The organism is Parasphingorhabdus sp., from assembly GCF_036964675.1.
Lineage (GTDB): Bacteria > Pseudomonadota > Alphaproteobacteria > Sphingomonadales > Sphingomonadaceae > Parasphingorhabdus.
The window spans coordinates 1-17,563 of the sequence record NZ_JBALTF010000064.1 but is presented as its reverse complement, the minus strand read 5'-3'; the positions used below and the strand labels follow the sequence as shown (position 1 = coordinate 17,563).

The following is a 17,563-nucleotide window of genomic DNA, read 5'->3' as shown; positions in this document are numbered from 1 at the left end:
CAGGTAACAGTGCGACATCTTTAAAATACTTCAATCCGCTTTTTCCATAGACATTCTCAAAAATGCAGGAGATGAACGTAATAAAATGATTGTCTTCAACCAGCCCAATTGTTTGGGCATAGCTATCACAAAAGCCATACGACCACCCGATTTGAGACCGATCGGGTTTCAGCTTTCTAAAATAATTGCGCTTAACTGAAATCATTGCAGCTATCGAAAGCGTTTTTGACGCAATGCCTATACTCCGCTCAAAAACTTCAAAATCTTCAGCATTCACGCCTCAATAAACCCGTTTCTTCGGCTTCACATATTCCGCTTCGTCGGTCAGCGTATAATCATGGACCGGGCGATAATCGATCACGACCTTGCCGCCCTTGCCGCCCCAGCCTTCAAAGGTCGAGGTGGTGTGCTTCATCCATTGCTTGTCATCGCGATCGGGATAGTCTTCCTGCATGTGCGCGCCGCGGCTTTCCTTGCGGTTGGCAGCGCTTTTCATCGTCACCATCGCCTGGCTCATCAGATTGTCGAGCTCGAGCGTCTCGATCAGATCGGTATTCCAGATCAGCGAGCGATCGGTGACGCCGATATCGGCGAGCTTGGCATTGACCTTGTCCATTGCTTCAACGCCTTCGCCGAGCAGCTTGTTGTCGCGAAACACGGCGGCGTGCTTCTGCATGGTTTTCTGCATTTCCACGCGCAGTTCCGCGGTCGGAATCGAACCCTTGGCATTGCGGAAATGGTCGAGACGTTCCAGCGCGAGATCGGCAGAATCGGCCGGCAGCGGCTTGTGCGACGCGTTCGGTACCAGCTTCTCCTTGAGCCGCAGACCGGTTGCGCGGCCAAAGACCACCAGATCGATCAGCGAGTTGGAACCGAGACGGTTGGCGCCGTGCACGGAAACGCAGGCTGCTTCGCCGACCGAGTAAAGGCCCGGTACGATCGCGTCGGGATCATCCTTGGTCGGATTGATCACTTCGCCATGATAGTTGCAGGGTATGCCGCCCATATTATAATGGACCGTCGGCACCACCGGCAGCGCTTCGCGGGTCAGGTCGACGCCAGCGAAAATCTTGCCGGTTTCGGTGATCCCCGGCAGCCGTTCGGCCAGCACTTCGGGCGCGATATGGTCGAGATGGAGATAGATATGATCCTTCTCCGGCCCGACGCCGCGGCCTTCGCGGATTTCGGTGGCCATGCAGCGCGAAACCACATCGCGGCTGGCCAGATCCTTGGCGCTTGGCGCATAGCGTTCCATGAAACGCTCGCCTTCGCTGTTGGTCAGATAACCGCCCTCGCCGCGTGCGCCTTCGGTGATCAGCACGCCGGCGCCGTAAATGCCGGTCGGGTGGAATTGAATAAATTCCATATCCTGCAATGGCAGACCCGCGCGCAGCACCATGCCGCCGCCGTCACCGGTGCAGGTATGGGCGGAAGTCGCGCTGAAATAGCAGCGTCCGGCACCGCCGGTGGCCAGCACCACGGCATGGCTGCGGAAGCGGTGAATCGAACCGTCTTCCAGACAGAGCGCGATCACGCCCCGGCATTCGCCGTCTTCCATGATCAGGTCGATGGCGAAATATTCGATGAAGAAATCCGCGTCATATTTCAGGCTCTGCTGATAGAGCGCGTGCAGCATCGCATGACCGGTCCGGTCGGCCGCGGCACAGGTGCGCTGGACCGGAGGCCCCTCGCCCATATTCTGCATATGGCCGCCGAACGGACGCTGATAGATGGTGCCGTCGTCGTTGCGCGAGAAGGGCACGCCGGCATGTTCCAGTTCGTACACAGCTTCCGGTGCTTCGCGCACCAGATATTCGATCGCGTCCTGGTCGCCGAGCCAGTCGGAGCCCTTGACCGTGTCATACATATGCCATTGCCAGTGATCGGGCGTGTTGTTGCCCAGCGAGGCGGCGATACCGCCCTGCGCCGCAACCGTGTGCGAACGAGTCGGGAAAACCTTGGTGATACAGGCCGTTTTCAGGCCCGATTCCGCTGCCCCCATGGTGGCGCGCAGGCCGGAGCCGCCAGCGCCGACGACGACGACGTCATAGGTGTGATCGATGATCTTGTAGGCAGGCTGGGTGGATTCTTCGGTCTTCATGCTACCACTCCGGTAAACGCTATTTTCGCGACCGAGAAAATACCCAGTGCCGCGCCGCCAATGGCGAAAAAGTTAAGCAGGACGATCAGGCCGAATTTGACGCCATGATCCGGAACATAATCCTCGATCAACACCTGCAGGCCGATGCGCAAATGCCAGAAGATGCTGACCAGCATCAACATCATCGGTACCGCCACCAATGGCGAGGCCAGCCATTCGACCATCAATCCATGTTCGAACTGCGGCAGCCGGATCAACGAGAATACCAGCCACAGCACCAGCAGCAAATTGCTCACTGCGGTCACCCGCTGCACTATCCAGTGATGCGCGCCTTCTTGCGCCGATCCGAGGCCGCGTACCCGGCCGATATTGGTTCCTGAACCCATGTTTCGATTCCTAACCTATAAAATATTCTTGGAAGCAATGTAGAGCCACATCGCGCCGGTGGTGATGATCGCTGCCAAAGGCACGGCGATTGACCACATTCTGTTGGTCTGCAGTTCATAGCCGGCGCCGGCATCCATCACGAAATGGCGCAGCCCGGAATACATATGCTCGAAAAAGGCGAAGCTCATGCCGACCAGGACAATATAACCGATATAGAACCAGTCGAACCAGCTGAGGAAATAATCGTAGCTCTCCGGACCGGCGGAAATGGCATAGAGCCACCAGACCAGCAGCGGCACGCCAACCAGAGCCATGCCGTCCCCGGTCGCCCGGTGCAATATGGACACCAGCATATGCGGCCCCCATTTATACACTTGCAGATGCGGTGAAAGCGGTCTGTTCGATGCTGAACCTGATTCGCCGGCCATGGTCTTCCCCTGAACAATCTCCCCGGGACATGCCGGAGTCTTTGGAATCGAACCATTCCCTTAGCGAAAACCACGTATCATGCAAACCAGATGCACTCGATTTGGATAATTTATTCGTGCAAACTTGTGCGGTGGTGATGCAATTCATGAAATTTGCATCATCCATGGACGCGCGCGCATTGTCGTTCTAGTCAATCAGACATGAGCAAAGCAAAGATACATATATTGGTGACCGGAGCCAGCCGCGGCATTGGCAAGGCGATATTCGAATCACTGGATCAGGACATGATCGCGGTCGTTGGTCAGAGCACATCCGGAGAAGACGGCCTGATCGCTGCCGATTTTTCGCAAGCTGGCGCAGCATCCGCCCTATGGCAACAGGCACTCGACCGGCTTGACGGGCGGATCGATGTGCTGATCAACAATGCCGGCCTGTTCGAACCCAATCCGCTCGCCGCCGATGACTGGCTGGAAAGCTGGAACCGGACCATGACGATAAACCTGACGGCTTCCGCCGAATTGTGCCGCCTCGCTGTGCTGCATTTTCAGCAGCGCCATCAGCCTGGCCGCATCGTCAATATCGCCAGCCGCGCCGCCTATCGCGGGGACAGTCCCGATCACTGGCATTATGCCGCGTCGAAAGCCGGCATGGTGGCGATGACCAAGACGATTGCGCGAGCCTATGCCAGGGACGAGATTTTGGCCTTTGCCATCTGTCCCGGCTTCACCATGACCGGCATGGCGGAAGATTATCTGGCCAGCCGCGGCGGTGACAAATTGCTCGCCGACATTCCGCTCGGCCGGGTCGCCCAGCCAGAGGAAATCGCCTCGATCGCCCGCTATTGCGCGCTCGAGGCGCCGGCCAGCATGACCGGCGCGGTACTCGACGCCAATGGCGCCAGTTTCGTCAGATGATCGCCCGCGAACTGCTGGATAGCGCCCCCATCCCTGGCGGCGGCGAATTGCGCCTGTTCCGCCGCGAACTCAAGGGCGCGGACGAATATTCGATCATGCTGGGACGCATCGAACTGATGAACAGCCGGCTCAGCGGATCGGAAGAGGCGCTGGCCACCCTCAGCTGCGAGCGCCTGGCGGTTAAAAATCCCCGCATTTTGATCGGCGGCTACGGCATGGGATTTACCTTGCGCGCGGCCCTGTCGGCTTTGCCGCCGCAGGCGCATGTTGAAGTGGTTGAGCTGATTCCCGCCATCGTCCAATGGGCCCGCGAGCCAATGGCGGCGCTATCGCAGAAATGTCTCGACGATAGCCGCGTGACCGTCACGGTCGGCGACGTCTGCGATGTCATAGGCAAGGCAGACCGCGACCATGATGCCATTTTGCTCGATGTCGACAATGGTCCGGATGGCCTGACCCATGAAGCCAATGACCGGCTTTACAGCATGACGGGCCTGGCTGCGGCCAAGAAGGCGCTGCGTTCCAACGGCATATTGGCGGTCTGGTCGAGCGAGGGCGATTCAAGATTCACCTCGCGCCTGCACAAATCCGGCTTCGCGGTTGATGTAAAAACCGTCCCGGCGCGCAGCAATGGCAAAGGCGCCAAACACACGATCTGGCTGGCAACGAAAGGCTAGTCGCAAGCAGGCCCGTCAGAAACGGATATCGAGCGCCACGAAACTCCATAATCCGGCGATCGCCAGCACGATACTGCTCGCCAGCAATGCCGCTACCGCCGACCGGCCATTTTTCCAGCCACCGGTGAAGCCCGCCACGCCAGCCTTGAAAATCATATTGGCCAATACCGTCATCGCCAGCACAAAACCGGCAAGGTTGGACAATATTGTGTCCGTCGGCAGGGCGCCGAGAGTTATGATTGCCGCGTCGACGTCCAGCGACCCCATGATCAATACCAGATAGGCGATCCCGCTGCTTCCGAATTTGGCTTCCGCCCAGCGCGCCGCCAATGACATGGCCGCAACCGTCAGGGCAAAGAAGAAAGCCGGCAGCAAGCGGATGGGGTTGCGCGTTTTCACGCTCTCGTCTGTCGTGGCAGCCCCACTCCGGCGCAGCAGCAGCAAACCGATGATCGCGGCGACCAGCGCGGCTGGCGCAAGGATCATCGCCAGCGGAATGACGGCAAAGTTCGCGAGTACAAAAGTCAGCAACAGCACCCGGACATACATCACCGAAGATGCCAGCGCGATACCGGCCGACAATGTCCGTATATTGCTTTCTTCCCTGCGCAATCTCTGGGCCAGCGATGCGGTTACCGCAGTCGAACTATAAGCGCCGCCAATCACCGCCGTGACGACCGTTCCGTGGGCCTCGCCAAATATCCGGTTGGCGACATAGCCGGCAAAGGACAGGCCGGTCACCAGGATGACGACAAACCATAATTGTTGCAGGTTGAACGCATCATAAGGCCCGAAATCGCGGTCCGGAAGAAATGGCAGCACGGCAAGGGCGATGAGCGCAAACCGCATCATCACGTTAATATCGACCGGCCCCAGTTTGCGCATCAGTCCATGGAGTTCGGATCGCATCGACAGCAGCCCGGTCACAATCGCCGCACCCGCCATCGCCACCGCCGGATAGTCGCTCCCCGCCAGCAGACCGAGACAGAGCGTCAACAAAGAGACCACGAAATTGGTGATGCTCCGGCCGTCCGGATCATGGATTGCCTTGAAATGGCTGACCGACAACATGGTGACCACAGCAGTGAGCAAGATGGCGGCGATGACCAGGCTGAGGCTTTGCGCAATCAACGCCACCAGACCGCCCAGGCCGGCGATCAGACCAAATGTACGAATCCCGGCAACCCGCGCGCCCCGGTGCTGGTTGCGCATCGTCCATCCGCGTTCCACCCCGATCAGCAAGCCCGCGGCCAGGGCGATCGCAAGGTCGCGGTAAATCAGCCAGTCGCCAGAGAAATCCGTCAGCATTGCCAATATAATGTCCTGTCGTGCATTCCGGTGTCCATCACTATTCTAGCCGACGTCAGTTAGAGTAGTGATGGCGATAACCTATACGTAATGCCCCATAAGCTGGCCCACAAACCGGGTCAAAGTCCCTATTACCGCCGGGCTTCAGCGCTCGCATCGCGTATTTTCTTGAATTCGGAACCATCTTTCCATTCCGGCCATTTGTCCGAATAGGCAAAGCTGTTGCCGATATCGAACATCACATTGATATCCTGCACCGCCCCGGTCAGGTCCCAATCCGGCGACCAGGCATCGCAGGCCGCGTGATAGCAATTGCCGGTATAGTCATCGATCCACTTTTGACCAGCTGGCTTGCCACCCTCCACCAGATCGGACGCGCCAGCCAGGCTCATCATCAGCAGCACCGGTACGCCGCGTTTGGCGAGAGAGAAATGGTCGGCGCGGAAGAACAGACCGCGTTCGGGCAGGCTTTCTTCGGTAACCACACGCCCCTGCAATTTGGCAAATCTTGCCAGATCGTCTTCCAATGTCCCCTGCCCCTTGCCAACCAATATGACATCCTTCGCCTTGCCGGCGGTTTGCAGGACATCGATCGCCAGATTGGCGACGGTTGTTTCGACCGGATAGATCGGCGCCTGGGCATAGACTTCGGAGCCGAGCAGTCCGCGCTCTTCTGCGCTCCATGCGGCGATCACAATCGTCCGCTCAGGCTGCGGCATGGATTTGAATTTGCGCGCGATCTCCATGATCCCGGCAATGCCAAGCGCATCATCATTGGCACCGGCGCGATAGATTTTGCCATCCTTGTCGGGCGGTCCCTCGCCATAGGCATCCCAATGCGCACCATAGATGATCGTTTCATCGGGCCGCGACTTGCCGGTAATCTTGCCAAATACATTCTGGCTTTTCACCACTTCCTGGGTCACCGGATAGCTGGCGGAGAAACTTGCCCCGATCGGCACCGGTTTGAAATCCTTGGTCCTCGCTGCAACCCGCAAACTTGCAAGATCCAGTCCGGCGTTGTCGAATAATGTCTTGGCAGTCTCACCGCTGATCCATCCTTGCAAAGCCAGACTGGTCATTTCACCGTCTGGCTTGGCAATGCCGTAATTTTCACCCTGCGGGCTTTCAACGACACTCCAGCCATAGCCCGCCGCTTCGGTTTCATGAATGATCAGCGCCGCCACCGCGCCGCGCCGCGATGCTTCTTCAAACTTGTAGGTCCAGCGGCCGTAGTAGGTCATCGCCCGGCCGCCAAATGTACCAGCCACGGTCTCATTGGCAGCGGCGGCAAAATCAGGATCATTGACCAGAAAGACCGCAACCTTGCCCTTCAGATCGACGTCCTTGAAATCATCCCATCCCCTTTCGGGCGCGGTCACGCCGTAACCGACAAAGACCATTTCCGCATTGTCGACCACCGCCCGGTCCCTGGGCTGCAAGGTCGACACATAAATATCTTTGCCGGCATTCAGCGCCGTGCTTTTGCCCTTGTTCGAGAAATTGAGCGTTTCCGGCTTGCCCAATGCCGTGTGCAACAACGGCACTGGCTGCGTCCAGCTGCCGTCAACACCGCCGGGTTCCAGACCCAGCGCCTCGAATCGCCCGATCAGATATCCGATTGTTCTGTCTTCGCCGGCGGTTCCCGGCGCACGCCCTTCAAATTGGTCCAGGGTCATGGTTCTGACCGTCTGGGTGATTTTTTCGGCGCTGATATCGATCGCCTGATCAGCGGATTGGGCGAGGGCCGGCGCGCTAGACATCATGGCGGCGGCGGACAGCAAGGCGATGGTGCGACCTGATAACAAAGCAAAACTCCTGAAAAATCAATATTGTCGGCAATATTAGTCTATCAGCCTGCATTTGCACATGAAGTTTTTTACGCTATCTTTTGCACTAATGCGCAGGCTCCGCTAACGGCTCCCCATGCTTAATTTCAGTAATATAACCGTGCGCCTCGGCGGCACTGTGATTCTCGACGGCGCGACCGCAGCGCTGCCCCCCGGCGCGCGCGTCGGCATGATCGGCCGCAATGGCGCAGGCAAATCGACCTTGATGAAGGTTATCGCCGGAATGCTCGAGCCCGATGACGGCAGCGTCGACATGCCCAAGGACGCCCGGCTCGGCTATATTGCCCAGGAAGCGCCTGCCGGACAGGACAGCCCGCTGGACACCGTGCTCGCGGCTGATGTCGAACGGGCATCGCTGTTGGCAGAAGCAGAGTTCGCCGCCGACCCGCACCGGATTGGCGAAATCCACGAACGGTTGAACATGATCGAGGCGCATAGCGCTCCGGCGCGCGCGGCGAAGATCCTGATCGGCCTTGGCTTTGACGAAGCGGCCCAGCAACAGCCGATGGACAGTTTCTCCGGTGGCTGGCGGATGCGGGTGGCTTTGGCAGCGCTATTGTTCTCGCAGCCGGAAGTCCTGCTGCTCGACGAGCCATCAAACCACCTCGACCTCGAAGCGACGCTGTGGCTGGAGAATTTCCTGACCAGCTATCAGGCGACGATATTGGTGATCAGCCACGAGCGCGACTTGCTCAACAATGTGGTCGATCATATTCTGCATCTGCAGCACGGCACCACCACCCTCTATCCCGGCGGCTATGATGCGTTCGAGAAACAGCGGGCCGAGCGGCAGGCGCAGCTCGCTTCCTCGCGCGAAAAGCAGATTGCCCAGCGCGACAAGCTGCAATCCTACGTTACCCGCTGGGGCGCCAAGGCGCATAGCGCGAAGCAGGCGCAGAGCCGGGTCAAGGCGCTCGCTCGCATGCAGCCGATTGCTGAAGCGATTGACGATCCCTCGCTGAGCTTTCATTTTCCCAGCCCGGCGGAACTGAAACCGCCGCTGATCACGCTGGATGACGCGTCCGTCGGCTACGGCGACAATATCATCCTCTCCGGCCTCAACATGCGGCTCGACCCCGACGACCGGACCGCGCTGCTCGGCCGCAACGGCAATGGCAAGACCACGCTGGCCCGGTTGCTGGCCAGCCAGCTCGAGCCGAAACAGGGTTCGATCAACAAGTCGGGCAAGCTGACCGTCGGCTATTTCACCCAATATCAGGTCGAGGAACTGGATACCTCGGACACGCCGCTGGAGCATATGACCCGGCTGATGAAGGGCGCTGCGCCAGGTGCGGTCCGCGCACAGCTCGGCCGTTTCGGCTTTTCCGGCGACAAGGCGACGATATTGGTCGGCAAGCTATCCGGTGGCGAACGCGCCCGTCTGGCACTGGCGATGATCACCCGCGATGCCCCGCATCTGCTGATCCTCGATGAGCCAACAAACCATCTCGACGTCGACGCCCGCGAAGCGCTGGTGCACGCGCTTAACGAATATAGCGGCGCCGTCATCCTGGTCAGCCATGATCGCCATATGCTCGAACTGACCGCCGATCGGCTGGTGATGGTCGATAGCGGCAAGGCCGAAGAATTTTCCGGGACGCTCAAGGACTATACCGATTTCGTTCTCGGCAAGAATCAGCCCGGATCATCGGGCGGCAAAGCCAGCGGCGGCAACCGCAAGGAAGAACGCCGCGCAGCGGCCGAACGGCGCAAACAGCAAGGGGACTTGCGCAAGACCGTCACCGCCGCCGACAAGGAAATGAAAGTCCTGGGCGAGGAAGTCTCCGCCATTGACCGCGCGATGTTCGACCCTGCCACCGCAGAACCGAAACATGCCGACCTGTCGATGACCGAGTTGATGAAGCTGCGCGCGGAAACCCAGGACAAGCTTGATAAGGCCGAAGCCCGGTGGATGGAAGCCAGCGACAAGCTCGAACAGGAAAATGTCAATGCCTGAGCGGCGCCACCGATGAGCGAAACCTGGAAGGTCTCGATCCCCTGCACAAGGGCCGAGGCGCAGGCGCTGGCGGCGGATAATCTGTTCGTCAGCTCCGCCGATACGACGCCGACCATCGTTGCCAGCGAAATGGATGCCAAGCGTCCCGATGAATGGATGATCGATGTCTATTGCGAGGAAGAGCCTGATCCGGAACTGATCGGCAATCTTCTGCTCCTGTCCCCATCGGCCCGGGACGCCGCTATCCAGCCCAGCATCGAACGGCTGCCGAACGAGGATTGGGTGACACTCAGCCAGCAGGGCCTCGAGCCGCTGCGGGCCGGCCGCTTCCATGTCCATACGTCGAGCGACCAGCCATCCGACAATCCAGGGTTGACCAATATCTGTATCGATGCCGGCCGCGCCTTTGGTACCGGCCATCATGAAACGACAATGGGCTGTCTGCAAAGCCTCGACCAGCTCAGGCGTTCCGGTCACCGGTTCCGTAATATTGCCGATGTCGGCACCGGCACCGGCCTGCTCGCCTTTGCCGCCCATCATCTGTGGCGCGACGCAAAAATCATCGCCAGCGATATCGATCCGGTTGCGGTCGATGTGACCGAATCCAATGCGCAGCTGAATGCCATCGGGCTGGGCAATGGCCGCAGCCAGATCCGGCTGGTCCAGAGCAATGGCCTCGACCATCCGGCGCTCAAACAGCGCGCGCCGTTCGACCTGATCATCGCCAACATCCTGGCCGGCCCGCTGGTCGCGCTCGCCCCGCAAATCGCCGCCGCGTCAGGCGCCGGAACCGTGCTGCTGCTCGCCGGATTGCTGAGCCGCCAGAAAGCCGAAGTGGTGCGCGCCTATGTCCGCGAGGGATTTCGCCTGAAACATTCCCGTCTCGACAATGAATGGCCCTGCCTGACTTTGGTCAAATCGAAAAAATACGGCTGGGTCCGCAAACCGCACCGCAAAAAATCACCGCTGGCGTCGGATTATTTCGGGGAGTGCTAGTGCCCCTGCGCATGGCGCAGGCGACGAAAGCTTCGGGGAAGCTTTCTAAAGCCGAGCGGTCCATCCAGGACCAGTCCGTTTAAACGCAATCCCGGGAGATGGGTACCTGCCTACGCAGGTACACAAACTCTCAAACGACCGTAGCTTCTCCAGCTTTGGAACGCGCATAATCCTGCGTTCCCTCGGTCAGCACCACATCACCCTGAACGATTTCCGCGATCTTGATGTCGGGCAGCGCGGCAATCCGGTCATAGACGGGTTTAAAATCCGTCTCCACCGTCACCCGCAGCAGCTCGTCGAGACTGGGGATGACAAAATAATTCTGCTGATAATCGTCGATCCGGTACTCGGTGCGGAGCACCCGCTCGAGATCGAACAATATGCGGTTGGGGCTGGGATCATCGAGCGCAAAGACGCTCTCGCCATAGCTGGAGACAATGCCCGCGCCATATATGCGCAGGCCGTCGGCTTCCTGGATCAGGCCAAATTCCACCGTATACCAGTAAAGCCGCGCCAGCTGTTTCAGCGTGCCGAATTTCAGCGCCCGTAACCCGCCGCGCCCATAGGCCGCCATATAATCCCCGAACCTCTGGTCCGCGAGCATCGGCACATGGCCGAAGACATCGTGGAAAATGTCCGGTTCCTGCAGATAATCCAGCTGGTCCCGCCGCCGAATGAAATTGCCCGACACGAAACGCCGGTTGGCGAGATGGTCGAAAAACACATCGTCCGGCACCAGCCCCGGCACTGCGACGACCTGCCATCCGGTGGCATCCATCAATATCCGGTTGAGTTCCTTGAAATCCGGAATGCCGGGCTGCGACAGTTTCAATATATCAATGCCGTCGAGAAACGCCTGCGCCGCCCGGCCCGGCAGCATTTTCTGCTGGCGCGCGAACAATATATCCCACGTCTCATGATCTTCTGCGGAATAGGCCTGCCAGTCCTGATCAATCGTCCAGTCCGCATTTGCGTGCGCTGGCGGCTTGTCATAGACATGGGTTTCGGTTTCGGGGCTGTTGAGCATGGCGGCATCTTACAGCAGAAAAGGTTTCAATGGCAACTACGGCGCTTAAATGGTTGAAACGCGGCGTCTTTGCGCTGGGCACGGTGATCGCCCTCTATCTGCTGGCCGCGCTCGCCGGCAGTCTGCTGCCCGCCAACCAGCACTGGCAAAACCCCGAAGAGGGAATCGAATTGTTCATCGAAACCAATGGCCTGCACACCGGCATCATCATGCCGATCTGGAGCGATGTCCACGACTGGACGCCGCTGATCCGGCCCGAGCATCTGACCGATCCGTCGCTGTACGGCAGCCATATCCTGGTCGGCTGGGGCCATGAGGGCGTCTATCGCCACACCCGCGAGTGGCAGGACCTGCGGGCACGCGACGCGATCAGCGCGATTTTTGGCAGCGACGACGTACTTATCCACGTCTATCACCTGACATATCCACAGGCTTATCCCTATTACCGCCGCCGCCTGATCGTCAGCGAAGCGGAATATCGGAAAATCGCGGCGGCGATCGAAGCGCGCTTCGTGCTCGACGATCATTACCGCTCGCAACCGTCACCGGGCTATGGCGATGATGACCTGTTCTACCAGTCGCGCGGTCATTATGATGCCTTCTACACCTGCAACAACTGGACCAGCGATGTCCTGCAACAGGCAGGCATTCGCACTGGTCTGTGGACCCCGTTTCAGGGCGGCGTGATGCGCTGGTTGCCGGAAAGCCCGGAATGAGCGCCTAGTCGGCTATAAATTTTTGCAGGGCCGCTCCATCACGGATCGTCACAAATCCATAGCCCGGCTCGATCATCCCTGCCGCCTGCAACCTGCCCAGAGCCTTGCCCAGTGATACCCGCGACACGCCGACCAGATCGGCCAGATCCTGCTGGGTGACCATGATCTCAGCCCCGTCTGGCTGATCGCCGCAAAGCTTGAGCAGCGCCTGCGCCAGCCTTTGCGGCACCGACAGGTTGCGACTGGCTTCGATCAGGTTGAACGATTCCTGCACGGTCAGCGCCATGGTCTTGAGCAGCAATCGCGTGACCGCCGGATCGGCGTCCATCAGGCTCTGCAGCTCGCGGTCACCGATCCGGATCAATATGCAATCGCTGCCCGCAATCGCGTCCACCGCGCGGGAAAATTCTCCCATGAAGGCCAGTTCGCCAAATGTGTCACCGGCGCCGAGCATGGCAAACAGGATCAGGCGCCCGTCAATGCCATAGCGCCCGATCTGCACAGCTCCGCTTTCGATATACCAGAATTCCTTGGCCACATCGCCGCGTTGCTGGATGATCTGGCCCTTGCTAAAAGACCGCGCCTGCCCGCGCGCCAGCAAGTCGCGGCGCACCGGGCCGGGAAGCGCCATGACAAAGCCGGTCGCCGCCATCGGCGCCGGGCCGTTCATGCCAAATCCTGAGAATGGAAACATGTTTGCATTTGTCGAGGACTACATAAGCTAGGGACTATCTGCAAGCCATCCTCTGGGAGAGACAATATGCGGCCTGAGCTTCTAGCAATCACCGGAATATTCCTGGTCTTCGGACTGCTGGAATTTTTCCGCACCCGCCTGTTCAGCAAACCGGAACAGACCCGCGACGACGCGCTGGTCGAGATCATCGGCTCGTTCGTGCTGCTGGTCATCACCCAGCCCGCGATCATCATCGCCTCCCAATATATTCTCGGAGCAGCGGCACCGCAATGGGCCGGCGCGCTCGCCAATATCCCGCTGATCGCCGCCATTGCCCTGTTCCTGGTCTTTGACGACATGATGCAATATTTCTGGCACCGGCTGTCGCACAGCGTGCCGTTTCTCTACAATCTGCACCGCTCGCACCATAATGCGAAATATATGAGCGTCCGCCTCGTCTACCGGAACAATATCTTCTATTATCTGACCATGCCGAGCATCTGGTTCTCCGGCGCCTTGATCTATCTCGGTCTCGGCTGGGTCTATGTCGGCTACATAATCGTCAAGATGGCGGTGATCGTCGGCGCGCACAGCGATGTCGCCTGGGACGAGCCGCTGTACAAGATCAAATGGCTGTCACCCATCATGTGGCTGGTCGAACGCACCATCTCGACCCCCGCCACCCATCACGCCCATCACGGCCGCCACAAGAGCGATGGCGTCACCCATTACAAAGGCAATTTCGGCAATCTATTATTCTTCTGGGACGTCCTGTTCGGCACCGCCAAGATCACCCGCCGCTATCCCGAAAGCTACGGCGTCGAGAATCTCGCCCCGGCCACATTGGGCCAGCAACTGGCCTGGCCGATCTTTCCGGAGAACAAGCAAGGCGGCCATGGCGTGAAAGAACTGGCGGCGATGGAAGCGGCGGCCAAAATTTGAAGAGCTTGGGAGAGAGGGCTGGCGGTCGCTCGTGTAGCGCAAGAGCGACCGCCTGACTTCACCCCCCAACCAGTCATGTTACAGAGCCACGCGACGCGCTGGAATGGCGATGTTGCAATTCGGGTCTTTGCCGACCGGCATCGAACGCGACATCGGCTTGGGATATATCTGTGGACGCTGGCCTATGGACTTGTCGTGCCGATAAATTATAAGGTTCGATACATGCTATCAAAGATTGAAGGAAATACCGATATGACCGCTCAGGCGACTTTTACCAAAATGCAGGATGGCACACTCGAAGACTGGAAGATTATCGGCGCGGCCCACAAAGAGGAATTCAAGAATACCGCGGATCGTTTTATCGACATGTTGAAATCGCTTGAGCAACACACGCTCGGATTTGCCTGTGATCAGCTGCAACATTCCCTGATGACAGGAACGCTTGCCCGCAGGGCGGGAGCGAGCGATGAGGAAATCGTTATCGCGCTTTGTCATGACATTGCCAAAGCGATCAACGTTCCCAATCACGGTCCGATTGCCGCCGAATTGATGCGGCCTTATATCAGCGATGACAGCTATCACGTGATCCGGAACCACCAGGCTTTTCAGGGCGAACATTATTACCATTATATGGGCGCACCAACCGATCTCAGACAAAAATGGGTCGATGAACCATGGTATGACCTTGCGGTTAAACTCGTCGATGAATGGGATGCACCTGCCTTTGATCCCGACTTCGAAGTGGATTCACTGGAAAGTTTTGAACCCCTGATGCGCAGGATATTCCACGACAACCCAACAGCCGTCGGATAGAAAAACAGTCCGCTCCCTCGGAAACAGCATCAGATCAAATGGCTGTCGCCGGTGATGTGGCTGGTCGAACGGACCATCTCGGCGGCGGAGGCCTGAGGAGGACAGTCGCCGACGTTGCATAACGGCAATCTCAGTAATTTGACTGGAATAAAATTTTCCAGTATCTGTCAACTATGCAGCATTTAATTCAATCCTGGCATATTATCTTTATGATGATTTTTACTGTATCTGTTGTTGTGACAATGGATCCTGCAAAAGCCACGCAAGAAGCACAACAATCAGCGTCCCAGGAGGATGAAATTGTTGTCACCGGTCAGAAAAAGCGAATGGCCGAGTTTCAGAATTTGATCATCAATCATTTTCGGGTTTCCGGAGGCGGCAGGAACAATGGGCAATATGCCCGTTTCGCTCAACCCGTTTGCCCTTCCGTTGCCGGCTTGGCTGAACGGCAAAGCAAGGCGATCGAGGATCGAATCCGCGCAATCGCCGAAATGGCTGAAATAGAAGTAGCAAAGGAAGATTGCAGGCCCAATATTTTCGTGGCTGTGGTGGAAGATGGTGGTTCTGAGATCAAGCTATTGCGCAGCAAGAAGAACCGCCTCTTTGGATCACTCACTGACCGGGAAAGAGACAAAATCGAGCAAAGTGGCGGACCGGTTTATAGTTGGAAGGCAACTCAGACACTCGGTAGCGACTCCCGACATAGTGCCAATGCTGGCAGTTTGACATTTATGGCTGACGCAAATGGCTCCGGTGGAGGAGCGGCGCTCGGTGGAGCAGCGGTCAACGGCCAAGTGACGCAAGTTAAGTCCAAAATTTCGCGATCGACGGTGGAAGGTATCGGCTATTCCTATCTGTTGATTGACAGCAAGGCTTTGCAAGGTGTTTCCGCTGCGCAACTGGCTGACTATGCCGCCATGGTGTCCCTGATCGATATTCAGGTGGGCAGCGATATAGAGGTGCCGGACGGGTCCATATTGTCGCTATTTTCGGAAACCGAGGACAAGTCACTGAGACCCACCTCGCTGAGCGGCGGAGATTTGCTGCTTTTGCGCGGACTGTACAAGGTGCCAGCCAATGTGAAGGCATCGCTGCAACGCTCCGCGATGATCCACACGATGAGCGAAGGATTGAAAAACCCCGAGCGCATCGACCGGTGACTGACTTACGAATATTGAGAGAAAACCACTAGTCCTGAGCCTGTCGCATGACGCCTGTCGTCCTTAGCCGCCCTACGACAAGCTCAGGACGAACGGCGTTCTCAGCTGTAGTTCGAGATGGAACAGATCCTCCCCGCTTGCGGGGAGGTGGCAGCCGCCGCAGCCTTGGCGAAGGTGGCTGAGGGAGGGGGCGATGGCCCTGGCGCCGCGCCCAGACGTACCCCCTCTACCACGCTTCGCGCGGTCCCCCTCCCCGTGCCGGGGAGGATTTTCAGTGGTGGACGACCTGGTCGCTCGGTGCCTCGCTGCACTTCAGCGTCAGACCATATTCCTCCAGCCAGTCAGCCTCCGTCGGCAGCAGATATTGCAGCGCCTCGGGCAGCAGGCCGTGCAGCGTATTGGCATGGGCCAGGTCCGTGCGCCGGTCGGCAAAGCACAGGTTCGGCCCGGCATTTTCGACAAGGCGCAGCACACCCTCCTCGGTATCCCCGCCTTCATCTGCCAGCGAGATAAACAGCGGCGGACGATCTTGCCGCTTCATGGCAGCCAGGCTGTGCGACAGAGCCTGACCGTTCCATTGCAGGCTCGGCGACAGGGCCGCATAGCCATCGAACAATTCCGGCGCGATCGCCCAGGTTTCGGCGACAAAATGCCCTGCTGCGCTCTCGCCTGCCAGAAAGGCGCGACCGTCGTCCCGATATTTTTCCCTCAGCAGGGGCAGGATCGACGCCGCCAGCCACTGGCGAAAGGCCGCGCTCTCCCCCGCCGTGGGATAGCGTTCCTGTTCGGCCTTTGCCCCGGTCGGCGGAAGCAATTCCCGCTGGCGATCGACGGTTTCGACGCCGACAAAGATGACCGGCGCGCTGCGCTGCCAGAGCTGGTTCCAGCGCTCCATGCCCAGGGTCAGGAAGAAATCCTGGTTCAGCCCTGCATCCAGCATGATCAGGATGGGATAGGTCTGATCGCTCTTCTCATAATCGGGTGGCAGCACGACATGGATGCGCCGTTCAGCCTCATGGGTCGACACCGAATAGGATGTTCCGATAGTCAGCGGCTCGGACGCGATGATCGCTTGTGCCTGCAGCGGGGAAAGGCCCGCTATTAAAAAGGCCATAATTATCGCCAGAAATTTCAACTGCTTTCCTTTCATTACCCAGCAGCCTTCACAATCTCGGCCCAGGCCGCCTCGTCAATAACCTCGACACCCAGTTCCGCCGCCTTCTTCGCCTTCGACCCCGCGCCCGGCCCGGCCACCACCAGATCGGTTTTCGCACTGACCGAACCGGAAGCCTTGGCGCCCAGAGCCTCGGCCTGCGCCTTGGCTTCATCGCGGCTCATGGTTTCCAGTTTGCCGGTGAAGACAATGGTCTTGCCGCTCACCGCGCTGTCCCGCGTTTCGACGACATAATCCGGCGGCGAGACTTCGCTCAGCAGATCGTCCCAGACCGCACGATTATGGGGTTCGTGAAAGAAATCGGCCAGCGCCTGCGCCACGGCAGGACCAACGCCGTCAATCGAGGTGATTTCCGCCCAGGCAGCATCACCCGCTTCATTGGTGTCGAGTTCTGATCCGTTCGTGTCGAGCGAAGTCGAGACACCCGTCTCCGCCTCAC

The 17,563-nt window shown here is 58.6% G+C and carries 18 protein-coding genes; 8 read left to right on the top strand and 10 right to left on the bottom strand.

What is annotated here, in order from left to right; translation table 11 throughout:
* The 4 genes from V7665_RS11070 to sdhC form a co-directional block, all read right to left on the bottom strand.
* Positions 1 to 277, bottom strand: a 277-nt coding sequence (locus V7665_RS11070) for a hypothetical protein (protein WP_335664598.1), incomplete at its 3' end; no start/stop codon positions are given.
* Between the two features lie 3 nt (positions 278 to 280).
* Positions 281 to 2,101: a succinate dehydrogenase flavoprotein subunit gene (gene sdhA / locus V7665_RS11065; RefSeq protein WP_335664597.1), complete on the bottom strand. Its 1,821-nt coding sequence runs from the start codon at positions 2,099 to 2,101 to the stop codon at positions 281 to 283.
* Positions 2,098 to 2,487, bottom strand: a complete 390-nt coding sequence (gene sdhD / locus V7665_RS11060) for a succinate dehydrogenase, hydrophobic membrane anchor protein (protein ID WP_335664596.1) — start codon at positions 2,485 to 2,487, stop codon at positions 2,098 to 2,100. The genes sdhA and sdhD overlap by 4 nt, the downstream gene beginning before the upstream one ends.
* A 15-nt stretch (positions 2,488 to 2,502) precedes the next feature.
* Positions 2,503 to 2,916 carry a succinate dehydrogenase, cytochrome b556 subunit gene (gene sdhC / locus V7665_RS11055; protein ID WP_335664595.1) on the bottom strand — a complete coding sequence of 138 codons (414 nt, stop codon included), beginning with the start codon at positions 2,914 to 2,916 and terminating at the stop codon, positions 2,503 to 2,505.
* Between the two features lie 201 nt (positions 2,917 to 3,117).
* On the opposite strand from sdhC, the gene V7665_RS11050 reads away from it, so the two are divergent.
* Positions 3,118 to 3,831, top strand: coding sequence for an SDR family NAD(P)-dependent oxidoreductase (locus V7665_RS11050; protein ID WP_335664594.1), 714 nt, complete (start codon positions 3,118 to 3,120; stop codon positions 3,829 to 3,831).
* Positions 3,828 to 4,508 (top strand): spermidine synthase, encoded by a 681-nt coding sequence (locus tag V7665_RS11045; protein WP_335664593.1) that lies wholly within the window; start codon positions 3,828 to 3,830, stop codon positions 4,506 to 4,508. Before V7665_RS11050 ends, V7665_RS11045 begins: the two co-directional genes overlap by 4 nt.
* Before the next feature lie 15 nt (positions 4,509 to 4,523).
* Here the strand turns inward: V7665_RS11045 and V7665_RS11040 are convergent, their stop codons facing one another.
* A complete protein-coding gene (locus tag V7665_RS11040; RefSeq protein ID WP_335664600.1) occupies positions 4,524 to 5,816 on the bottom strand; it encodes an MgtC/SapB family protein in 1,293 nt (430 codons plus the stop codon).
* Positions 5,817 to 5,947: 131 nt separating this feature from the next.
* Positions 5,948 to 7,579 carry a M28 family metallopeptidase gene (locus V7665_RS11035; RefSeq protein ID WP_335664599.1) on the bottom strand — a complete coding sequence of 544 codons (1,632 nt, stop codon included), beginning with the start codon at positions 7,577 to 7,579 and terminating at the stop codon, positions 5,948 to 5,950.
* 163 nt (positions 7,580 to 7,742) lie between these two features.
* Between V7665_RS11035 and V7665_RS11030 the strand changes: the two genes are divergently transcribed.
* Complete coding sequence (locus tag V7665_RS11030; RefSeq protein ID WP_335664592.1) at positions 7,743 to 9,623, top strand: ABC-F family ATP-binding cassette domain-containing protein; 1,881 nt, start codon at positions 7,743 to 7,745, stop codon at positions 9,621 to 9,623.
* Positions 9,624 to 9,635: 12 nt separating this feature from the next.
* Positions 9,636 to 10,619 (top strand): 50S ribosomal protein L11 methyltransferase, encoded by a 984-nt coding sequence (locus tag V7665_RS11025; protein WP_335664591.1) that lies wholly within the window; start codon positions 9,636 to 9,638, stop codon positions 10,617 to 10,619.
* 130 nt (positions 10,620 to 10,749) lie between these two features.
* Here V7665_RS11025 and phhA read toward each other — a convergent pair whose 3' ends face one another.
* Positions 10,750 to 11,646, bottom strand: a complete 897-nt coding sequence (gene phhA / locus V7665_RS11020; protein ID WP_335664590.1) for a phenylalanine 4-monooxygenase — start codon at positions 11,644 to 11,646, stop codon at positions 10,750 to 10,752.
* Between the two features lie 53 nt (positions 11,647 to 11,699).
* On the opposite strand from phhA, the gene V7665_RS11015 reads away from it, so the two are divergent.
* Positions 11,700 to 12,362, top strand: coding sequence for a TIGR02117 family protein (locus V7665_RS11015; protein WP_335664589.1), 663 nt, complete (start codon positions 11,700 to 11,702; stop codon positions 12,360 to 12,362).
* Between the two features lie 4 nt (positions 12,363 to 12,366).
* Here the strand turns inward: V7665_RS11015 and V7665_RS11010 are convergent, their stop codons facing one another.
* Positions 12,367 to 13,032, bottom strand: coding sequence for a Crp/Fnr family transcriptional regulator (locus V7665_RS11010; protein ID WP_335664588.1), 666 nt, complete (start codon positions 13,030 to 13,032; stop codon positions 12,367 to 12,369).
* A 90-nt stretch (positions 13,033 to 13,122) separates the two neighbouring features.
* Here V7665_RS11010 and V7665_RS11005 point away from each other — a divergent pair, with 90 nt between their 5' ends.
* The 3 genes from V7665_RS11005 (at position 13,123) to V7665_RS10995 (ending at position 15,950) form a co-directional block, all read left to right on the top strand.
* Entirely contained in the window at positions 13,123 to 13,977 is an 855-nt protein-coding gene (locus V7665_RS11005; protein ID WP_335664587.1) for a sterol desaturase family protein, read from the top strand.
* Between the two features lie 252 nt (positions 13,978 to 14,229).
* Positions 14,230 to 14,790 (top strand): HD domain-containing protein, encoded by a 561-nt coding sequence (locus V7665_RS11000; protein ID WP_335664586.1) that lies wholly within the window; start codon positions 14,230 to 14,232, stop codon positions 14,788 to 14,790.
* Between the two features lie 173 nt (positions 14,791 to 14,963).
* Positions 14,964 to 15,950, top strand: a complete 987-nt coding sequence (locus V7665_RS10995) for a hypothetical protein (protein WP_335664585.1) — start codon at positions 14,964 to 14,966, stop codon at positions 15,948 to 15,950.
* A 271-nt stretch (positions 15,951 to 16,221) separates the two neighbouring features.
* Here the strand turns inward: V7665_RS10995 and V7665_RS10990 are convergent, their stop codons facing one another.
* A complete protein-coding gene (locus V7665_RS10990; protein WP_335664584.1) occupies positions 16,222 to 17,064 on the bottom strand; it encodes an alpha/beta hydrolase in 843 nt (280 codons plus the stop codon).
* A gap of 35 nt (positions 17,065 to 17,099) precedes the next feature.
* Positions 17,100 to 17,563: BRCT domain-containing protein (locus V7665_RS10985; protein ID WP_335664583.1), on the bottom strand; the 464-nt coding region annotated here is incomplete at its 5' end.

Excerpts from the sequence above, each read along its gene's own strand:
- V7665_RS11025 (WP_335664591.1), top strand. The coding sequence starts at position 9,636 with ATGAGCGAAACCTGGAAGGTCTCGATCCCCTGCACAAGGGCCGAGGCG.
- V7665_RS11005 (WP_335664587.1), top strand. The coding sequence starts at position 13,123 with ATGCGGCCTGAGCTTCTAGCAATCACCGGAATATTCCTGGTCTTCGGA.
- V7665_RS11035 (WP_335664599.1), bottom strand. The coding sequence starts at position 7,579 with ATGTCTAGCGCGCCGGCCCTCGCCCAATCCGCTGATCAGGCGATCGAT.
- sdhC (WP_335664595.1), bottom strand. The coding sequence starts at position 2,916 with ATGGCCGGCGAATCAGGTTCAGCATCGAACAGACCGCTTTCACCGCAT.
- V7665_RS11045 (WP_335664593.1), top strand. The coding sequence starts at position 3,828 with ATGATCGCCCGCGAACTGCTGGATAGCGCCCCCATCCCTGGCGGCGGC.
- V7665_RS11030 (WP_335664592.1), top strand. The coding sequence starts at position 7,743 with ATGCTTAATTTCAGTAATATAACCGTGCGCCTCGGCGGCACTGTGATT.
- V7665_RS11000 (WP_335664586.1), top strand. The coding sequence starts at position 14,230 with ATGACCGCTCAGGCGACTTTTACCAAAATGCAGGATGGCACACTCGAA.
- V7665_RS11040 (WP_335664600.1), bottom strand. The coding sequence starts at position 5,816 with ATGCTGACGGATTTCTCTGGCGACTGGCTGATTTACCGCGACCTTGCG.
- sdhA (WP_335664597.1), bottom strand. The coding sequence starts at position 2,101 with ATGAAGACCGAAGAATCCACCCAGCCTGCCTACAAGATCATCGATCAC.
- V7665_RS10995 (WP_335664585.1), top strand. The coding sequence starts at position 14,964 with ATGCAGCATTTAATTCAATCCTGGCATATTATCTTTATGATGATTTTT.
- V7665_RS11010 (WP_335664588.1), bottom strand. The coding sequence starts at position 13,032 with ATGAACGGCCCGGCGCCGATGGCGGCGACCGGCTTTGTCATGGCGCTT.
- V7665_RS10990 (WP_335664584.1), bottom strand. The coding sequence starts at position 17,064 with ATGGCCTTTTTAATAGCGGGCCTTTCCCCGCTGCAGGCACAAGCGATC.
- V7665_RS11050 (WP_335664594.1), top strand. The coding sequence starts at position 3,118 with ATGAGCAAAGCAAAGATACATATATTGGTGACCGGAGCCAGCCGCGGC.
- phhA (WP_335664590.1), bottom strand. The coding sequence starts at position 11,646 with ATGCTCAACAGCCCCGAAACCGAAACCCATGTCTATGACAAGCCGCCA.
- sdhD (WP_335664596.1), bottom strand. The coding sequence starts at position 2,487 with ATGGGTTCAGGAACCAATATCGGCCGGGTACGCGGCCTCGGATCGGCG.